Raw genomic sequence first — 17,423 nt, forward strand, 5'->3', positions numbered from 1 at the left:
TCGGTGGAGCTGCATGACAAGGTCATCGGGCATTATCTGAACATAAAACACTATCAGTAAGTTGGAGTCATTACCCTCGTATCAACTCAATAACTTATGAATTTAGCCAAAGCTATGTTTAGTGTATTTTTAATAATCAGACATAGCTTAGGCTATATTATCTCTTCCCTTATTTGTTATTTATTTTAACGTTTCATTGATATATAAACATAAATGAAAATCGTTATCAATAAAGCAATGAAATAATATATTCCAACAGTTGTTTTATATTCTCAAAATATGTTAAGGTTGCGCCCTCATTTGGGGAGTAGCCGATTTCCAGATTCCGGAAATGTACGTGTCAACATACTCGTTGCAAAACGTGGCACGTACGGACTGAAGACTTTCAGTCAGGCGAGACCATATGCACATCAATCGCTATGCCTGCATGAACGCGAAAACCCATCGCGGCTTGTTGTTCATGTATGCATGTTTGCTGGGGGCGATGATGTGTTTTATGGATACCCCGGTCAGGACGTTGTCATGAATATCACTGCTACTGTTCTTCTTGCGTTTGGTATGTCGATGGATGCATTTGCTGCATCAATCGGTAAAGGTGCCCCCCTCCATAAACCGAAATTTTCTGAAGCATTGCGAACCGGCCTTATTTTTGGTGCCGTCGAAACCCTGACGCCGCTGATCGGCTGGGGAATGGGCATGTTAGCCAGCCGGTTTGTCCTTGAATGGAATCACTGGATTGCGTTTGTGCTGCTGATATTCCTCGGCGGGCGAATGATTATTGAGGGTTTTCGTGGCGCAGATGATGAAGATGAAGAGCCGCGCCGTCGGCACGGTTTCTGGCTACTGGTAACCACCGCGATTGCCACCAGCCTGGATGCCATGGCTGTGGGTGTTGGTCTTGCTTTCCTTCAGGTCAACATTATCGCGACCGCATTGGCCATTGGTTGTGCAACCTTGATTATGTCGACATTAGGGATGATGGTTGGTCGCTTTATCGGCTCAATTATTGGGAAAAAAGCGGAAATTCTCGGCGGGCTGGTGCTGATCGGCATCGGCGTCCAGATCCTCTGGACGCACTTCCACGGTTAATAAGAACGCTGCCAGAGGTGAATATTAAAGTCCGTCTGGCAGTCGAACACTTCTTTTGCTGCCAGTGTTTGCCAGACTTCTGGCTTCGCACGCCAGGCAAACGGCGTCATCTGCAATAATGCGACGGCTTCATCACCGCGAAGACGCATCGGATAACACAACTCCGCACTCTGCTGTAATGTAAAACCTTCCAGTTGTTCTGCATGAGGTGCATGAAGATGTACTTCATTGTAAATCAGCCCCTTCAGCTCCATCAAATGTCGCGGTCCCGGCGTGGCAGTAATGACCCAGCCGCCGGGCTTCACTACTCGTGCTAATTCTTCTGCTTTACACGGCGCGTAAATACGTATTATGGCGTCCATACTGGTATCGGAAAACGGCAAACGGTGGCTGGAAGCGACACAAAGAGTGACCTGCGGATAGCGTTTCGCCGCCGCTTTTATCGCTACCTTCGAGACATCCAGGCCAAACGTGGTGATTTCGGGCAACGCATCGGCAAATGCGTGTGTGTAATACCCTTCACCACAGCCAATATCCAGCACCGCCGTGGCCTTTTCATCAAGCCGTTCCCGCAGTTGGGCGACAATTGCATCACGCAGCGGCTGATAATGTCCGGCATCTAAGAATGCGCGGCGTGCTTGCATCATTTCCGCGCTGTCGCCCGGATCACGAGACCGTTTATGCTGAACGGGCAGCAGATTGACATACCCTTCTTTCGCCATATCAAACTGATGTCGTTGGGGACAGATATAGCTGTTTTTTTCACGCGAAAGAGGCTGATGGCAAAGTGGACAGGAAAACGACATGACAACTCCGGCAGGATACTAAAGGCCGCAAGTGTAACGCGAATCACGCGGCGGGCAAATATCCGAACGCCAGGAGCGAAGATAAAGCATAGTAAAAAGCCTCGCATTCGACGAGGCTTTATAGCGAGATTGAAGCGTATTCACACTTCAGATCAGTGGATTCGATCAGATAGCTGTTACGTTAACAGCTGCCGGACCTTTCTGGCCGTCCTGAATTTCGAACTCAACGTTCTGACCTTCAGCCAGAGTTTTGAAGCCATTACCCTGGATAGCGGAGAAGTGTACGAACACATCTTTGCTGCCATCAGCCGGAGTAATGAAGCCAAAACCTTTAGACTCGTTGAACCACTTAACCTGACCTTTAATCTTTGCCATTTGAAAAATTCCTTAGATTGTTTTCTTCGCCCGCAGGCATAACATAGATAAAACTGACACATTACTGCATGAGGCACCAATATAAGGCTCGGCAGAGAAGCGGTATTCAACGTCAACGTGTTTACTCAGGACTTCTTTACTGAAAATGCCACACATAAACAGAACTGTACCTCGTTTAACCCGAAATCTTTTATCACATACAACGTTAATTATGGCAAGCCATTTTTAAACATATCTCGATCAGACGCACAAATCTCGATACGTCTTCCACTTTTTTTGCACACTTATGCAACGGAATACGCGCCGATATATCATTGTGCTTAACCTTGCCAGTTCAGGCAGATACTTAAACTGGCGTAGTTTCTAACATAGTTCAATAAGTTCAGTTGTTCCAGGCCAGAGGGAGAAGTTATTACATAGTGCGTGCAATATCACATTTTCTGCTATGCAATGAATAAAAAGTTATATCACTTTTTCTCATAAAACAGTCAGTTAACGGCTATCAATTACCCTAAAGAGAAGTCAATCCCCAAAGGGATTGTAAATTTAAAATAAGAAAAATTGATGAGTGAGCAAAAAAAATCAAGAGAGAAACGTTTCGCTAATAAATAATACCACGCTTAATCACAAATCTGATGTAAACATCCTAATAAATTAATGAGGAAAATATCTTTTTCTGATATCCCGTTACGCAAATAAATAATATGATAATTATTTGAAGTCAGACCAGAGTTTTAATTTGAAGCAGTTGCACCATGACAGTGCGTATAATCAGGATGAATTGAGTAACCCTTCAACGACGGGGTTACTCAAGATTGAGGAAGGATTATCGTTCGGCGACCAGGCGAATAATATCTTCGTCATCAACCGATTTTTGACTCTCAATGGTCTTTTTATCTGCTTTCTCTGGTTCGTTTGCTTCGCACAAACGACGTAACAGTGCATTTTGACGTTTTTGCTGATCCAGCAACGCCTCAAGCAGTTCAATCTGTTCGTTAGTCCGTGAACTGGCACGATTGATAAAAAACCACAAGATGAGCCCGATAAGAAGAACCACCACCGATACAACCAAAGACGCAATGTTCATCACGCCTGAATTTACAACTTCGTTCATTTCACCACCTCTGAGTAGAGGCGCTATTCTACCACTGCTGGAGAGGAAGAAAATCTAGTGCTGAAAAAATGATATCACCACGGGATAAACTGGTTAATGGCACAAATTCCGCTGAAAAATTGTACATCCTGATCGCACATCATGTTGAATACCTGCGCCCAAAGCAGCAAGCAAGCCAACACCACGACAACCAGAACGACCCATCGAAACTTTTTCACTCCAATCTCCGCTTCACCTACCTTATGTCATTAAACTAGCATGCGTTAGTTAAACAGCGCCTAACTATGTCGATATTCGTGCTTTTTCGGAATGAGTAGCTTGCTTCAGCGCATATTGCCGCTACGATTAAGCGAACATAAAAAGAGAAGAGATTGTAATGCGATTCATCATTCGCACAGTTATGCTGATAGCACTGGTATGGATAGGATTATTACTCAGCGGATATGGCGTTTTGATTGGAAGCAAAGAGAATGCCGCAGGATTAGGTTTGCAATGTACCTATCTGACTGCCAGAGGCACCAGCACGGTACAATACTTGCACACTAAAAGTGGTTTCTTGGAGATAACAGATTGCCCACTGTTACGTAAAAGCAATATCGTGGTCGATAATGGTTAAGGGTAATAAATAACCAGATTCTCACTCATGAGTAAAATATTCTTATAGCAAGCGCGTTTAATATAACGCACCTTCAACTTTATTTTTCTCATGCTAAATAAAGAACCTGTCTGTTTGATATTCCGACAGGTTCTTACTCTCATCAGAACGGATAGTCGTGATAACCCATTTGGGCAGAAATTTTGCGCGCTGCGGTATGCAACATTGCGACATATTCCTGTAAACGCTCTTCAGAGAAACGCAACGTCGGGAAGGAGATGCTCAAACCGGCAATGACCACGCCAAAGCGATCAAATACCGGTACCGCAATGCATTGCAGCCCTTCTTCCTGCTCTTCGTTATCTTCTCCATACCCCTGCTCGCGCACCTGGTCCAGAACGGGTAATAACGCTTCTGTACTGGTGATGGTCCGCTCGGTACTGCGTTTATACTCCACGCCCTCAAGAATTTGCTTCACTTCATCGCGATCGCGCCATGCCAGCAGTACCTTACCAATCGCGGTGCTGTACAGCGGATTACGACGCCCAATCCGTGAATACATGCGCAAATTGTACATAGAGTCAATTTTGTGAATGTAAACAATACTGTCTTCGTCCAGTGCGCCGAGGTGGATAGTTTCTTTGGTCAGGCGGGAGATCTCACGCATCTGGATATCTGCGCTACGAATTAAATCGACGTTTTGTAACGCGCGAGCGCCCAGTTCAAACAATTTCAGGGTCAGGGAATATTTCTCCGACTCCCCTTCCTGCGCCACATAACCTAAGGTTTTCATGGTCTGTAAAAAGCGATAAACGGTGCTTTTTGACATCATGACGCGCTGCGACAGCTCGGTTATCCCTATTTCGCGCTCTTCACCCAGCGCCTGCAAAATGCCAAAAACTTTTAGCACGGAAGATACAGAATCAGGCTGTTTATCCAGATCTGCGTTAGCCATTTATCACCTCATTGCGAGTGTTTTATAAAAATCAGAACTGTTTTTTATTATAATTTCGCACCAGGGTGGTCGCAATCCATCTTTTGCCGGTTAGTTACAATTCTGCGACATCCACCGTGAATATCAGTGCTAGAATCATACCCCTGTTGATTATTCACCAAAGATATAAAATTCCTATGCCAAAAGTTCAGGCCGACGGCCTGCCATTGCCCCAGCGATACGGTGCGATATTAACCATTGTGATTGGTATTTCGATGGCTGTCCTTGACGGCGCAATCGCCAACGTCGCCCTGCCAACAATTGCCACGGACCTTCATGCCACACCAGCCAGTTCCATCTGGGTAGTGAACGCCTATCAAATCGCCATTGTCATCTCCCTGCTCTCGTTTTCGTTTCTGGGCGATATGTTTGGCTATCGACGTATTTATAAATGCGGTCTGGTCGTTTTTCTGTTGTCTTCACTGTTCTGCGCCCTTTCTGATTCGCTGCAAATGCTCACCCTTGCGCGTGTCATACAAGGTTTCGGCGGTGCAGCGTTGATGAGCGTTAATACCGCACTTATCCGCCTGATCTATCCACAACGTTTTCTGGGGAGAGGGATGGGCATAAACTCGTTTATTGTTGCCGTCTCTTCTGCTGCCGGGCCGACAATTGCTGCAGCAATCCTCTCCATCGCATCCTGGAAATGGTTATTTTTAATCAACGTACCGTTAGGTATTATCGCCCTGCTTCTGGCGATGCGTTTTCTGCCACCCAATGGTTCTCGCGCCAGTAAACCCCGTTTCGACCTGCCCAGCGCCGTGATGAACGCGTTAACCTTCGGCCTGCTTATCACTGCGTTGAGTGGTTTCGCTCAGGGGCAATCGCTGACGTTAATTGCTGCGGAACTGGTGGTAATGGTTGTTGTTGGTATTTTCTTTATTCGCCGCCAGCTTTCTCTTCCCGTACCGCTGCTACCGGTGGATTTACTGCGTATCCCGCTGTTTTCACTTTCTATTTGCACATCTGTTTGCTCTTTCTGCGCACAAATGCTGGCAATGGTTTCCCTGCCCTTTTACCTGCAAACCGTGCTCGGGCGTAGTGAAGTCGAAACAGGTTTACTTCTGACACCGTGGCCGTTAGCAACGATGGTGATGGCTCCTCTGGCAGGCTATTTGATTGAACGCGTACATGCAGGATTGCTGGGTGCTTTAGGGTTGTTCATCATGGCTACGGGGCTTTTTTCCCTGGTTCTGCTGCCCGCGTCACCTGCGGATATCAATATTATCTGGCCGATGATCTTATGTGGCGCTGGATTTGGCTTATTCCAGTCACCCAATAACCACACCATTATTACCTCCGCTCCGCGCGAACGTAGCGGTGGGGCCAGTGGCATGTTAGGAACGGCTCGTCTACTGGGTCAGAGTAGTGGCGCGGCGCTGGTGGCGCTGATGCTAAATCAGTTTGGTGATAATGGTACGCACGTCTCGCTGATGGCTGCGGCTATTCTGGCAGTGATTGCTGCCTGTGTCAGTGGTTTACGTATCACTCAGCCACGAGCCAGGGCATAAAAAAAGCGCGTCGATCAGGACGCGCTTTTTAGTATTTACTTCATATTACTTCAGGTATTCACCCGTACGCAGAGCTTCAATACGTTTATCCAGCGGCGGGTGAGTCATGAACAACTCACTGAGCGATTTCGACTTACCGTTAATGCAGAAAGCCATCATGCTGGTTGCTTCTTGCGGTTCATAGCTGGTTTTCAGGCGCTGCAGCGCGGCAATCATTTTCTCGCGACCAACCAGTTTTGCCGAACCGGCATCTGCATGGAATTCACGATGACGCGAGAACCACATGGTGATAATGCTCGCCAGAATACCAAACACCAGTTCCAGAACCGTTGCAACCGCAAAGTAGATCAGCGGGTTGCCGTTGCTCTCTTCACCTTCATCACGATTTCCGCCCATAAAACCCGCGGCAAGCTGCGCCAGAATACGGGAAATAAAGATAACGAAGGTGTTCACCACGCCCTGAATCAGCGTCATGGTGACCATATCACCATTGGCGATGTGGCTGATTTCGTGAGCAATTACCGCCTCGGCTTCATCCGGGCTCATGTTCTGCAGCAAACCGGTGCTGACAGCAACCAGAGAGGCATCACGGCGCGCACCGGTTGCAAAAGCGTTGATGTCCGGCGCATGGTAGATAGCCACTTGCGGCATAGCGATCCCCGCCTGACGAGCCTGGGTTGCTACAGTATTGACCAGCCAACGTTCCCTTTCGTTACGCGGTTGCTCGATCACTTCCCCGCCAACAGATCGTAATGCCATCCATTTGGACATCAGAAGCGAAACGAAGGAACCACCAAAACCGAACAGCAAGGCCATGATCATCAGCCCCTGAACGCTGCTCGACTGTATCCCTGTCAGGCTCAGTACCAGCCCGAAAACGACCATTACGGCCAGGTTCGTTAGCAGGAAGAGCGCGATTCGCATCATAATTTTCTTTTTACCTCAGTTTAACAAAACGCAATATGCGATACCCACATCGTATGGGTTACGCGACTATTTTCAAGTCTGGATAGTGCGTAAGTCACCAGAAAGACACAACTTTACATTTTGTAGCATCTGATTTACGGCATCTTGCCGCTGTTAAAAAATCAGGCACAATTTCTTGTGCCTGATTGATATTACTTGACGGGAGCGGGTTGTTCCGCGGGTCTGGCTTTTTCAAGCTTCGCCAGATCGAGTGCGATATTCACCGTCTCATCCAGATAAGGATCCGGCTCCTGGTAATCTTTCGATAGATCATCCAGCTTCTTCAACTCCGGTTTACCTTCTCGTTTAAAGCGTTCGTTCAAACGCGCCAGACGCGTCGCATCATCTTCATTATTCTCTTTCTCACGCACAGCGTAGTTCAGAGAAACGATATTGCGCTTGTCCTTCATAGCGTTGAAGCGCGCGATATCCTTCATGATGTTCTGGAACTCAGGATCTTTCGCGATACGCGCATTATGTTCCTTCAGCAGCTCCGGTTCAAAGGCAGTTAAATCTCCTGATTTCACATAAGTCGCGGCATCGATGCTATCCCACGGCAGCGCGTTATCTTCGAATTTCTCACCCGTTTCCGTTTCTTCATTACCCGTCGGCATGATGATGTCTGGTGTTACGCCTTTACGTTGCGTACTGCCGCCGTTAACGCGATAGAATTTCTGGATCGTGTACTGCACAGAACCCAGCGCTGGCCATTCAGGACGTAACATCTGATCGTAAATACGGTTCAATGAACGGTATTGCTGAACGGTGCCTTTACCAAACGTCGGTTCACCCACAACCAGCGCACGACCGTAATCCTGCATTGCCGCGGCAAAGATTTCTGAAGCCGAAGCACTGAAACGGTCAACCAGTACCACCAGCGGGCCTTTATAGAACACCTGCCCGTCGGTATCGCTGTCTTCACGAACCTTGCCGTTGTTATCGCGGACCTGAACAATGGGACCCGCAGGAATAAACAGACCTGAGAGCGATACCGCTTCGGTCAACGCCCCACCGCCATTGCTACGCAGGTCGATGATCACACTGCTGACATTCTGTTTTTCCAGTTTCTGCAGTTGAACTTTGACATCGTCTGTCAAACCCACATAGAAGCCCGGAATATCCAGCACGCCGACTTTCTCTTTACCGACGGTCTTCACCGACATTTTAACCGCGCGGTCTTCGAGACGAATACGTTCACGGGTCAACGTTACAGTACGGGTCTTGGTCCCTTTACCAGCAGGTAAAATTTCCAGACGAACTTTACTGCCCTTCGGCCCTTTAATTAAGGCAACCACATCATCAAGACGCCAGCCAATCACGTCAACCATCGGCTTGCCTGTTTGACCAACACCGACAATTTTGTCACCAACGCTGATAGCTTTACTCTTCGCTGCCGGACCACCTGCCACCATCGAATTGATAACGGTGTAGTCATCATCCATTTGCAGCACTGCGCCAATACCTTCCAGTGACAAACTCATTTCAGTGTTGAACTGTTCGGTATTACGCGGGGAAAGATAGTTGGTATGCGGATCGATTTCACGCGCAAACGCCGTCATTGCCAGCGAGAAAACATCTTCGCTGTTGGTTTGCGCCAGACGACGAATGGCAAATTTGTAGCGGCGTGTCAGGGTTTCACGAATTTCTTTATCCGTTTTTCCTGTCAGCTTCAGGCTTAACTCGTCGAATTTGACTTTACTGTCCCACTGCGCGTTCAACTCAGCCTCGTTTTTCGGCCAGGGCGCTTTGCTGCGGTCAAGGTTATAAGTGTCGTTGCCGGTGAAATCCATCGGCTTTTCCAGTACCGACAAAGCGTACTGGTAACGTTCAAAACGGCGCTTTTGCGCCAGATTGTAGAGATCGTAGAAAACGTCGAGTTTGCCTGAACGCAGTTCATCGCCTAACTCGGTTTTCTTTTTCGCGAACTGTTCAACATCGCTTGCCAGCAGCACATTGTGGCTGTAATCGAGCAGATTCAGGTAGCGGTCAAAGATTTTGGCCGAAAATGCCTGATCGAGGTCGAACTGGCGATAATGAGAACGGGTGAAGCGCGACGTTACGCGCTCACTTACCGTCGCATGCTGCGTCTCTTCCTTTAATACCGGAATTTGATCAGCACGCGTGATATCTTCTACAGCGAAGGTCTGGCCTGCTATTGCAAGCAGGCCAGCTAACGCGGTAAGCCTAAAAAACATGTTCATGCCTGGCCCGGCCTCCGTTTCAGAACACCAGGTGTTCTGCGCGCACAATCAAAGACATACCCGAATTCAGCTGGACGCGGACGCCGTCTTTGGTGATTTCTAATACGGTGGCATCCATCGCGTTTTGACCCGCTTTCACCTTCAGGGCTTGTCCGACAGTCAGAGCTGAAATGTCAGAAACCGGGGTGTGCTGTTCTTCGCGAGGTGCTTTTACTGTTTTTGGCGCTTTCTCTACCGGCTTTTGCGCACGAGGTTTACGTTCAGCGCCTTCTTTGCGGCGTGGCGTGGTCGGACGTGGCTTGCGTTCGCGGCGCGGTGCGTCTTCTTTCTCACCAGCAGCTGCGGCAGCTTCGCGTTTTTTCGCTTGCTGTTCAGCACGCTGTGCCTGAACACGCGCTTTCGCTTCTTCAAGCTGCTTGCGAGCATGCTCTACATGTTGCTCGTCCAGCTCACCGCATGGGTTGCCGTCAAGATCGACACGCGTTGCGCCGGGTTTAACACCGTAAAGATAACGCCAGCTCGAAGTGTAGAGACGTAAAGCGGATCGTAATTGCGTTTTGCTCAGGTTCATTTCCCCGGCAACACGATCGACCAAATCCTGAAAAATACCAATTTTCAGCGGACGCGCTTCACCTTCCGCACTGAAACAGTGGGGAAAACGTTCGGCCAGAAACGCGATTACTTCTTTACTGCTATTCAACTTAGGTTGATTTTCCATGAAATTTCCTGATTACAACGGACGTAGCCAACAAGCGCAGGCATGAACAGGCGTCATTATAATGACGCTACCAGTAAATGCTACGTTATCCGTTGATTATCCTGCGACGCTCGCAAAGAATTTTTTGTAATCCGTCGTTGCAAGCACTTTTTCAAGCTGTGCCACAAGCTGACGTAAGCCTTGCTCGTCCTCGTCTGTAAAGCGAGCGAAGACAGTACTATCGATGTCGAGAACACCAATAATCTGATTTTTCACCACCAGCGGCAGAACAATTTCAGAATTACTCGCCGCATCACAGGCAATATGCCCGTCAAACGCGTGAACATCCTCGATACGCTGCACTTGATTGCGGGCAACCGCTGTGCCGCACACCCCGCGCCCGACGGGTATCCGGACACAGGCAATTTTGCCCTGAAATGGTCCGAGTACCAGTGTATCGTCCTCAAGCAAATAAAAACCTGCCCAGTTAACGTCAGTGAGACGCTCGTATAACAACGCACTGGTGTTCGCAAGCGTTGCCAGAAAACTGGTTTCTCCCGCCATCAGCGCGTTAAAGTCGCGATTTAAATCCGCGTAAAATTCTGTTTTGTTCATTACTTAATCACTTGGTTGTCTTACCTGGAACTGCCAGCCTATTAAAATAAGCATTAAATGCGTTAATGCTCAAGATCATTCCCATCATGGGTTAAGATTAATGTTAATTCTTATTACATTTGGCACGTCATGGCTCTTAACACACCACAAATTACGCCGACAAAAAAGATAACAGTGAGGGCAATCGGCGAGGAACTGCCGCGTGGTGATTACCAACGTTGCCCGCAATGTGACATGCTGTTTAGCCTGCCCGAGATAAATTCTCATCAAAGTGCCTATTGTCCGCGCTGTCAGGCAAAAATTCGCGACGGGCGCGACTGGTCGCTAACGCGCCTGGCGGCAATGGCCTTCACCATGCTGTTGCTTATGCCGTTTGCCTGGGGCGAACCGCTGTTGCATATCTGGCTGTTAGGCATTCGTATTGACGCCAACGTCATGCAAGGCATCTGGCAAATGACCAAACAGGGCGATGCGATAACGGGATCAATGGTCTTTTTCTGCGTTATTGGTGCCCCCCTCATTCTGGTGTCCTCCATAGCATATTTATGGTTTGGTAACCGACTGGGAATGAATTTACGTCCGGTACTGCTGATGCTTGAGCGACTTAAAGAGTGGGTAATGCTGGATATCTACCTGGTCGGCATTGGCGTTGCTTCTATAAAGGTACAGGATTATGCCCATATCCAGGCGGGTGTCGGCTTGTTCTCTTTTGTGGCGTTGGTGATTTTAACGACGGTGACGTTGTCACATCTTAATGTTGAGGAGCTGTGGGAGCGATATTATCCGCAGCGCCCCGCTACGCGTAGGGACGAGAAACTTCGTGTCTGTCTTGGGTGCCATTTTACCGGCTATCCTGATCAGCGTGGTCTCTGCCCGCGTTGCCATATCCCGCTACGCCTGCGTCGTCGTCATAGTTTGCAAAAATGCTGGGCGGCGCTGTTAGCGTCAATCGTTTTGTTGTTACCAGCCAACCTATTGCCTATTTCTATCATTTATCTGAATGGTGGCCGGCAGGAAGATACGATTCTTTCCGGAATTATGTCGCTGGCAAGTAGCAACATTGCGGTTGCGGGAATCGTGTTTATCGCCAGTATTCTGGTACCGTTTACTAAAGTGATCGTCATGTTCACTTTACTGTTGAGCATTCATTTTAAATGCCAGCAAGGTTTACGCACACGCATTCTGTTACTGCGGATGGTGACCTGGATTGGACGCTGGTCGATACTCGACCTGTTTGTCATATCTTTAACCATGTCGCTGATTAATCGCGATCAGATCCTCGCTTTTACTATGGGACCGGCTGCGTTTTATTTTGGCGCTGCCGTAATTTTGACTATTCTTGCTGTGGAATGGCTGGACAGCCGCTTACTTTGGGATGCACATGAGTCAGGAAACGCCCGCTTCGACGACTGAAGCGCAGATTAAAAATAAACGCCGTATCTCACCTTTCTGGCTGCTGCCTTTCATCGCGCTAATGATTGCCGGTTGGCTGATTTGGGACAGTTATCAGGACCGGGGTAATACCGTCACCATCGACTTTATGTCGGCGGATGGTATTGTTCCGGGCCGTACGCCTGTTCGTTATCAGGGCGTTGAAGTCGGAACAGTGCAGGATATCAGCCTCAGCGACGATCTTCGTAAGATTGAAGTCAAGGTCAGCATCAAGTCCGATATGAAAGATGCGCTGCGCGAAGAGACTCAGTTCTGGCTGATGACGCCAAAAGCATCGTTGGCAGGTGTCTCCGGGCTGGACGCCCTCGTCGGTGGGAACTATATCGGCATGATGCCGGGTAAAGGTAAAGAGCAGGATCACTTTGTCGCGCTCGATACCCAACCGAAATATCGGCTGGACAATGGCGATCTGATGATCCACCTGCAAGCCCCCGCTCTCGGTTCGCTGAACAGCGGTTCATTGGTCTATTTCCGCAAGATCCCGGTGGGAAAAGTCTACGACTATGCCATCAATCCCAACAAGCAAGGCGTGGTGATTGATGTCCTGATCGAGCGGCGTTTTACCGATCTGGTGAAAAAAGGTAGCCGTTTCTGAAACGTTTCCGGCGTTGATGCCAACGTCAGTATCAGTGGCGCGAAGGTGAAACTGGAAAGTCTGGCGGCACTGGTTAACGGTGCGATTGCCTTCGATTCACCTGAAGAGTCGAAACCTGCCGAGGCGGAAGATACCTTTGGTCTGTATGAAGATCTGGCCCACAGCCAGCGTGGAGTAATAATAAAACTGGAACTGCCGAGTGGAGCAGGATTAACCGCCGACTCGACGCCGTTAATGTATCAGGGGCTGGAAGTCGGACAGCTGACTAAACTGGATTTAAATCCTGGTGGTAAAGTCACTGGGGAAATGACCGTTGATCCCTGCTTCGTGAAAATACCCGCATCGAATTACGCAACCCGAAATTATCCCTTAGCGATGCTAATCTCAGCGCCCTGCTGACCGGAAAAACCTTTGAGTTGGTGCCCGGCGATGGCGAGCCACGCAAAGAGTTCGTTGTTGTGCCGGGCGAAAAAGCCCTGCTGCAAGAGCCGGACGTTCTGACACTGACCCTGACAGCACCGGAAAGTTACGGTATTGATGCGGGTCAGCCGCTCATTCTTCACGGCGTGCAGGTAGGCCAGGTTATCGATCGTAAACTCACCAGCAAAGGCGTCACCTTTACCGTCGCCATCGAGCCTCAGCATCGAGAACTGGTAAAAGGCGATAGCAAATTTGTCGTCAACAGCCGTGTCGACGTGAAGGTGGGGCTGGATGGCGTTGAGTTTCTCGGTGCCAGCGCCTCAGAATGGATTAACGGCGGGATACGTATTCTGCCGGGCGATAAAGGCGAGATGAAAGCCAGCTATCCACTGTATGCCAATCTGGAAAAAGCGCTGGAGAACAGCCTTAGCGATTTACCCACCACAACCATGAGTTTGAGTGCAGAGACGCTGCCGGATGTGCAGGCAGGATCGGTAGTGCTGTACCGTAAATTTGAAGTTGGTGAAGTTATTACCGTGCGTCCGCGAGCTAACGCGTTCGATATCGATCTGCACATTAAACCGGAATATCGCAACCTTTTGACCAGCAACAGCGTGTTCTGGGCAGAAGGCGGGGCGAAAGTTCAGCTGAATGGTAGTGGCCTGACCGTACAGGCATCCCCGCTCTCCAGAGCATTAAAGGGGGCCATTAGCTTCGATAACCTCAGTGGTGCCAGCGCCAGTCAGCGTAAAGGCGACAAGCGAATTCTGTATGCTTCCGAAACAGCGGCCCGTGCGGTTGGCAGGCAGATTACGCTTCACGCTTTCGATGCCGGAAAACTGGCGGTCGGGATGCCAATTCGCTATCTCGGTATTGATATCGGGCAAATCCAGACGCTGGATCTGATTACCGCACGCAATGAAGTACAGGCAAAGGCGGTGCTCTATCCGGAATATGTCCAGACCTTTGCTCGCGGTGGTACGCGCTTCTCAGTGGTCACACCGCAAATCTCGGCAGCTGGCGTTGAGCATCTAGATACTATCCTCCAGCCGTATATCAACGTCGAACCAGGCCGTGGCAATCCTCGTCGCGACTTTGAATTAGAAGAGGCCACCATTACTGATTCGCGTTACCTAGATGGTTTAAGCATTATTGTTGAAGCGCCGGAAGCCGGTTCGTTAGGCATCGGTACGCCTGTGCTGTTCCGTGGTCTGGAAGTAGGTACGGTTACCGGAATGACGCTGGGGACATTGTCAGATCGCGTGATGATTGCGATGCGCATCAGTAAACGCTATCAACACCTGGTGCGTAACAATTCCGTCTTCTGGTTGGCATCGGGTTACAGTCTGGACTTTGGTCTGACGGGCGGCGTAGTGAAAACCGGCACCTTTAACCAATTTATCCGTGGCGGCATCGCCTTCGCCACGCCTCCGGGTACGCCACTTGCACCGAAAGCCCAAGAAGGCAAACACTTCCTGTTGCAGGAAAGTGAACCGAAAGAGTGGCGTGAATGGGGAACTGCGCTTCCCAAATAATGCCCACTGCTCCGGCGTGCCTGCGCCGGAGCGCTTATGCTAAACTGCGCGCCTGTTTTTTTGCCAGTGGTACATGCTCGTGGCCCAACACACCGTTTATTTCCCGGACGCGTTTCTGACACAAATGCGCGAAGCTATGCCTTCGACGCTCTCATTTGATGATTTTCTTGCCGCCTGTCAGCGCCCGTTGCGCCGCAGCATTCGCGTTAATACGCTGAAAATCTCCGTTGCTGATTTCCTGCAATTAACCGCTCCTTATGGCTGGACGCTTACGCCAATTCCGTGGTGTGAAGAAGGTTTCTGGATTGAACGCGACAATGAAGATGCATTGCCATTGGGTAGTACCACCGAGCATTTAAGTGGCCTGTTTTATATTCAGGAAGCCAGTTCAATGTTGCCCGTCGCCGCCTTGTTTGCTGACGGTAATGCACCACAGCGGGTGATGGATGTCGCTGCTGCGCCAGGCTCAAAAACGACGCAAATTGCCGCGCGGATGAATAACGAAGGGGCAATCCTTGCCAATGAGTTTTCCGCCAGTTGGGTAAAAGTGTTACATGCCAATATCAGCCGCTGTGGCATCAGTAATGTTGCGCTCACACATTTTGGTGGCCGCGTGTTTGGTGCGGCAGTGCCAGAAATGTTTGATGCCATTTTGCTGGACGCTCCCTGCTCCGGCGAAGGCGTGGTGCGTAAAGATCCCGATGCGCTAAAAAACTGGTCACCCGAAAGCAATCAGGAAATCGCAGCTACCCAACGGGAACTGATTGACAGCGCCTTTCATGCATTACGTCCTGGCGGTACGCTGGTTTACTCGACCTATACCTTAAACCGGGAAGAAAACGAAGCCGTTTGCCGGTGGCTGAAAGAGACTTACCCCGACGAAGTAGAGTTTTTACCACTTGGCGATCTCTTCCCTGGTGCAAACAAGGCGCTGACCGAAGAAGGTTTTTTGCATGTTTTCCCACAAATTTACGACTGCGAAGGCTTCTTCGTTGCTCGTCTGCGTAAAACTCAGGCGATCCCCGCCTTACCCGCCCCAAAATACAAAGTGGGCAATTTCCCGTTCAGCCCGGTGAAAGATCGCGAAGCCGGACAAATTCGTCAGGCGGCTGCAAGTGTTGGCTTAAACTGGGATGGAAACCTGCGACTCTGGCAACGCGACAAAGAACTGTGGTTGTTCCCGGTAGGCATTGAAGCCCTGATCGGTAAAGTCCGATTTTCTCGCTTAGGGATTAAACTTGCCGAAACGCATAACAAAGGTTATCGCTGGCAGCATGAAGCGGTTATTGCCCATGCCTCCCCCGACAATGTAAACGCTTTTGAACTGACACCGCAGGAAGCGTAGGAGTGGTATCGCGGGCGCGATGTTTACCCGCAAGCCGCGCCAGTGGCGGATGACGTGTTGGTTACTTTCCAGCATCAGCCGATTGGTTTAGCCAAACGGATTGGTTCGCGACTGAAAAACAGCTACCCGCGTGAACTGGTGCGGGACGGGAAACTTTTTACCAGTAACGCATGACAGCGCACAAAAAAAGCGCACTTTTTGACTGGCACATTCGCCGGCCTCAACTAGGCTGAAAAATTGTGCGATCGGACTGGTCGTACTACAATCAGCAGCTAAATGGAGAGCACGAAGATGAAAACCAGTGTGCGCATAGGCGCTTTTGAAATCGACGACGGCGAATTACACGGTGAATCGCCGGGTGATCGAACGTTAACCATTCCTTGTAAATCTGACCCCGATTTATGTATGCAACTGGATGCCTGGGATGCTGAAACCAGTATCCCTGCCCTGCTAAATGGCGAACACTCTGTCCTTTACCGTACCCGTTACGATCAACAATCTGATGCCTGGATTATGCGTCTTGCCTGATCCAAAAAGAACCCGTCGGCATGGCGGGTTATTTGTCCTGGTTATTCCCCCGTTGTAAAATCTCTCCTAAACTTAACGGTACGGCACCACACTTCGGGGATGAAATGTTCGCGCTGGTACTTTTTGTTTGCTACCTGGATGGCGGTTGTGAAGATATTGTTGTGGATGTCTACAACACGGAACAGCAGTGTCTTTATTCTATGAGCGATCAACGGATCCGCCATGGCAGTTGTTTTCCGATTGAGGATTTTATAGATGGTTTCTGGCAACCAGCACAGGAGTATGGTGATTTTTAATTATTGCAGTTGCACAAGAGTCAGTTAGCCCCCAAAGACAGCACCGGTATCAATATAATGCAGGTTGCCAATATCCACGCGATGTCGCAACGGTGTATGACCAAACCAGAAATGATCAGCACCTGTAATTCCCTGCCCTTTTGGGCGTTCACCTAATCGCGAGCGGCTCCACAAGACCTGATGCAAATCAACGTCCTTTTGCCATTCATAAACTGAGGTGTACTGGCAATAGCGGACACTACCATTTGTTCTTTTTTTAAGCAGCCATCTGATGATATTTTTCCCTGAA

At 49.3% G+C, this 17,423-nt stretch carries 18 protein-coding genes and 3 pseudogenes; 10 read left to right on the forward strand and 11 right to left on the reverse strand.

What is annotated here, in order from left to right; all coding sequences use genetic code 11:
* The 3 genes from ABZJ92_RS15910 to mntP form a co-directional block, all read left to right on the forward strand.
* The coding region (locus tag ABZJ92_RS15910; RefSeq protein ID WP_071528444.1) for an IS1 family transposase at nt 1-60 on the forward strand (60 nt) is incomplete at its 5' end.
* 343 nt (nt 61-403) lie between these two features.
* Nucleotides 404-526 (forward strand): hypothetical protein, encoded by a 123-nt coding sequence (locus ABZJ92_RS15915; RefSeq protein ID WP_000547919.1) that lies wholly within the window; start codon nt 404-406, stop codon nt 524-526.
* On the forward strand, nt 523-1,089 hold the full coding sequence (gene mntP / locus ABZJ92_RS15920) for a manganese efflux pump MntP (RefSeq protein ID WP_001668667.1): 567 nt from the start codon (nt 523-525) through the stop codon (nt 1,087-1,089). Before ABZJ92_RS15915 ends, mntP begins: the two co-directional genes overlap by 4 nt.
* On the opposite strand, the gene rlmA is transcribed toward mntP, so the two are convergent.
* The 5 genes from rlmA to mgrB form a co-directional block, all read right to left on the reverse strand.
* Entirely contained in the window at nt 1,086-1,895 is an 810-nt protein-coding gene (gene rlmA / locus ABZJ92_RS15925) for a 23S rRNA (guanine(745)-N(1))-methyltransferase (RefSeq protein WP_000010128.1), read from the reverse strand. The two genes, mntP and rlmA, sit on opposite strands and share 4 nt — an antisense overlap.
* 165 nt (nt 1,896-2,060) lie before the next feature.
* Nucleotides 2,061-2,270, reverse strand: coding sequence for a transcription antiterminator/RNA stability regulator CspE (gene cspE, locus ABZJ92_RS15930; RefSeq protein ID WP_001062678.1), 210 nt, complete (start codon nt 2,268-2,270; stop codon nt 2,061-2,063).
* Between the two features lie 12 nt (nt 2,271-2,282).
* Entirely contained in the window at nt 2,283-2,426 is a 144-nt protein-coding gene (locus tag ABZJ92_RS15935) for a DUF2627 domain-containing protein (protein ID WP_001295496.1), read from the reverse strand.
* Between the two features lie 670 nt (nt 2,427-3,096).
* Complete coding sequence (locus ABZJ92_RS15940) at nt 3,097-3,384, reverse strand: YebO family protein (protein ID WP_001006860.1); 288 nt, start codon at nt 3,382-3,384, stop codon at nt 3,097-3,099.
* Nucleotides 3,385-3,458: 74 nt separating this feature from the next.
* Nucleotides 3,459-3,602 carry a PhoP/PhoQ regulator MgrB gene (gene mgrB / locus ABZJ92_RS15945; RefSeq protein WP_000714550.1) on the reverse strand — a complete coding sequence of 48 codons (144 nt, stop codon included), beginning with the start codon at nt 3,600-3,602 and terminating at the stop codon, nt 3,459-3,461.
* Nucleotides 3,603-3,760: 158 nt separating this feature from the next.
* On the opposite strand from mgrB, the gene ABZJ92_RS15950 reads away from it, so the two are divergent.
* Nucleotides 3,761-4,000: a YobH family protein gene (locus ABZJ92_RS15950; protein WP_001211010.1), complete on the forward strand. Its 240-nt coding sequence runs from the start codon at nt 3,761-3,763 to the stop codon at nt 3,998-4,000.
* A 142-nt stretch (nt 4,001-4,142) separates the two neighbouring features.
* Here ABZJ92_RS15950 and kdgR read toward each other — a convergent pair whose 3' ends face one another.
* Complete coding sequence (kdgR, locus tag ABZJ92_RS15955; protein WP_001262181.1) at nt 4,143-4,934, reverse strand: DNA-binding transcriptional regulator KdgR; 792 nt, start codon at nt 4,932-4,934, stop codon at nt 4,143-4,145.
* Between the two features lie 176 nt (nt 4,935-5,110).
* On the opposite strand from kdgR, the gene ABZJ92_RS15960 reads away from it, so the two are divergent.
* On the forward strand, nt 5,111-6,484 hold the full coding sequence (locus ABZJ92_RS15960; protein ID WP_001127218.1) for an MFS transporter: 1,374 nt from the start codon (nt 5,111-5,113) through the stop codon (nt 6,482-6,484).
* A gap of 45 nt (nt 6,485-6,529) precedes the next feature.
* On the opposite strand, the gene htpX is transcribed toward ABZJ92_RS15960, so the two are convergent.
* From htpX to msrC, 4 genes are all read right to left on the reverse strand, one after another.
* Nucleotides 6,530-7,411: a protease HtpX gene (gene htpX / locus ABZJ92_RS15965; protein ID WP_000984517.1), complete on the reverse strand. Its 882-nt coding sequence runs from the start codon at nt 7,409-7,411 to the stop codon at nt 6,530-6,532.
* Nucleotides 7,412-7,602: 191 nt separating this feature from the next.
* Complete coding sequence (gene prc / locus ABZJ92_RS15970) at nt 7,603-9,651, reverse strand: carboxy terminal-processing peptidase (protein WP_001055799.1); 2,049 nt, start codon at nt 9,649-9,651, stop codon at nt 7,603-7,605.
* A 19-nt stretch (nt 9,652-9,670) separates the two neighbouring features.
* Nucleotides 9,671-10,369, reverse strand: coding sequence for an RNA chaperone ProQ (gene proQ / locus ABZJ92_RS15975; protein ID WP_000431370.1), 699 nt, complete (start codon nt 10,367-10,369; stop codon nt 9,671-9,673).
* Nucleotides 10,370-10,465: 96 nt separating this feature from the next.
* Nucleotides 10,466-10,963 (reverse strand): L-methionine (R)-S-oxide reductase, encoded by a 498-nt coding sequence (gene msrC, locus ABZJ92_RS15980; protein ID WP_001043881.1) that lies wholly within the window; start codon nt 10,961-10,963, stop codon nt 10,466-10,468.
* A gap of 129 nt (nt 10,964-11,092) precedes the next feature.
* Between msrC and yebS the strand changes: the two genes are divergently transcribed.
* The 5 genes and pseudogenes from yebS to ABZJ92_RS16005 all read left to right on the forward strand — a co-directional run bounded on the left by yebS (nt 11,093) and on the right by ABZJ92_RS16005 (nt 17,134).
* Nucleotides 11,093-12,376, forward strand: a complete 1,284-nt coding sequence (gene yebS, locus ABZJ92_RS15985) for a membrane integrity lipid transport subunit YebS (protein WP_001207280.1) — start codon at nt 11,093-11,095, stop codon at nt 12,374-12,376.
* Nucleotides 12,345-14,965, forward strand: a pseudogene (yebT, locus tag ABZJ92_RS15990) (lipid-binding membrane homeostasis protein YebT). Before yebS ends, yebT begins: the two are co-directional and overlap by 32 nt.
* Nucleotides 14,966-15,044: 79 nt before the next feature.
* A pseudogene (gene rsmF / locus ABZJ92_RS15995) lies at nt 15,045-16,484 on the forward strand (16S rRNA (cytosine(1407)-C(5))-methyltransferase RsmF).
* A 117-nt stretch (nt 16,485-16,601) separates the two neighbouring features.
* On the forward strand, nt 16,602-16,838 hold the full coding sequence (locus ABZJ92_RS16000) for a YebV family protein (RefSeq protein ID WP_001295499.1): 237 nt from the start codon (nt 16,602-16,604) through the stop codon (nt 16,836-16,838).
* 104 nt (nt 16,839-16,942) lie between these two features.
* A complete protein-coding gene (locus ABZJ92_RS16005; protein WP_005049838.1) occupies nt 16,943-17,134 on the forward strand; it encodes a YdfD/YebW family protein in 192 nt (63 codons plus the stop codon).
* A 24-nt stretch (nt 17,135-17,158) separates the two neighbouring features.
* Here the strand turns inward: ABZJ92_RS16005 and ABZJ92_RS16010 are convergent.
* A pseudogene (locus tag ABZJ92_RS16010) lies at nt 17,159-17,423 on the reverse strand (hypothetical protein); the annotation flags it as partial.

It is taken from the genome of Shigella sp. FJ200513, from assembly GCF_040495915.1.
Taxonomy (GTDB): domain Bacteria; phylum Pseudomonadota; class Gammaproteobacteria; order Enterobacterales; family Enterobacteriaceae; genus ECMA0423.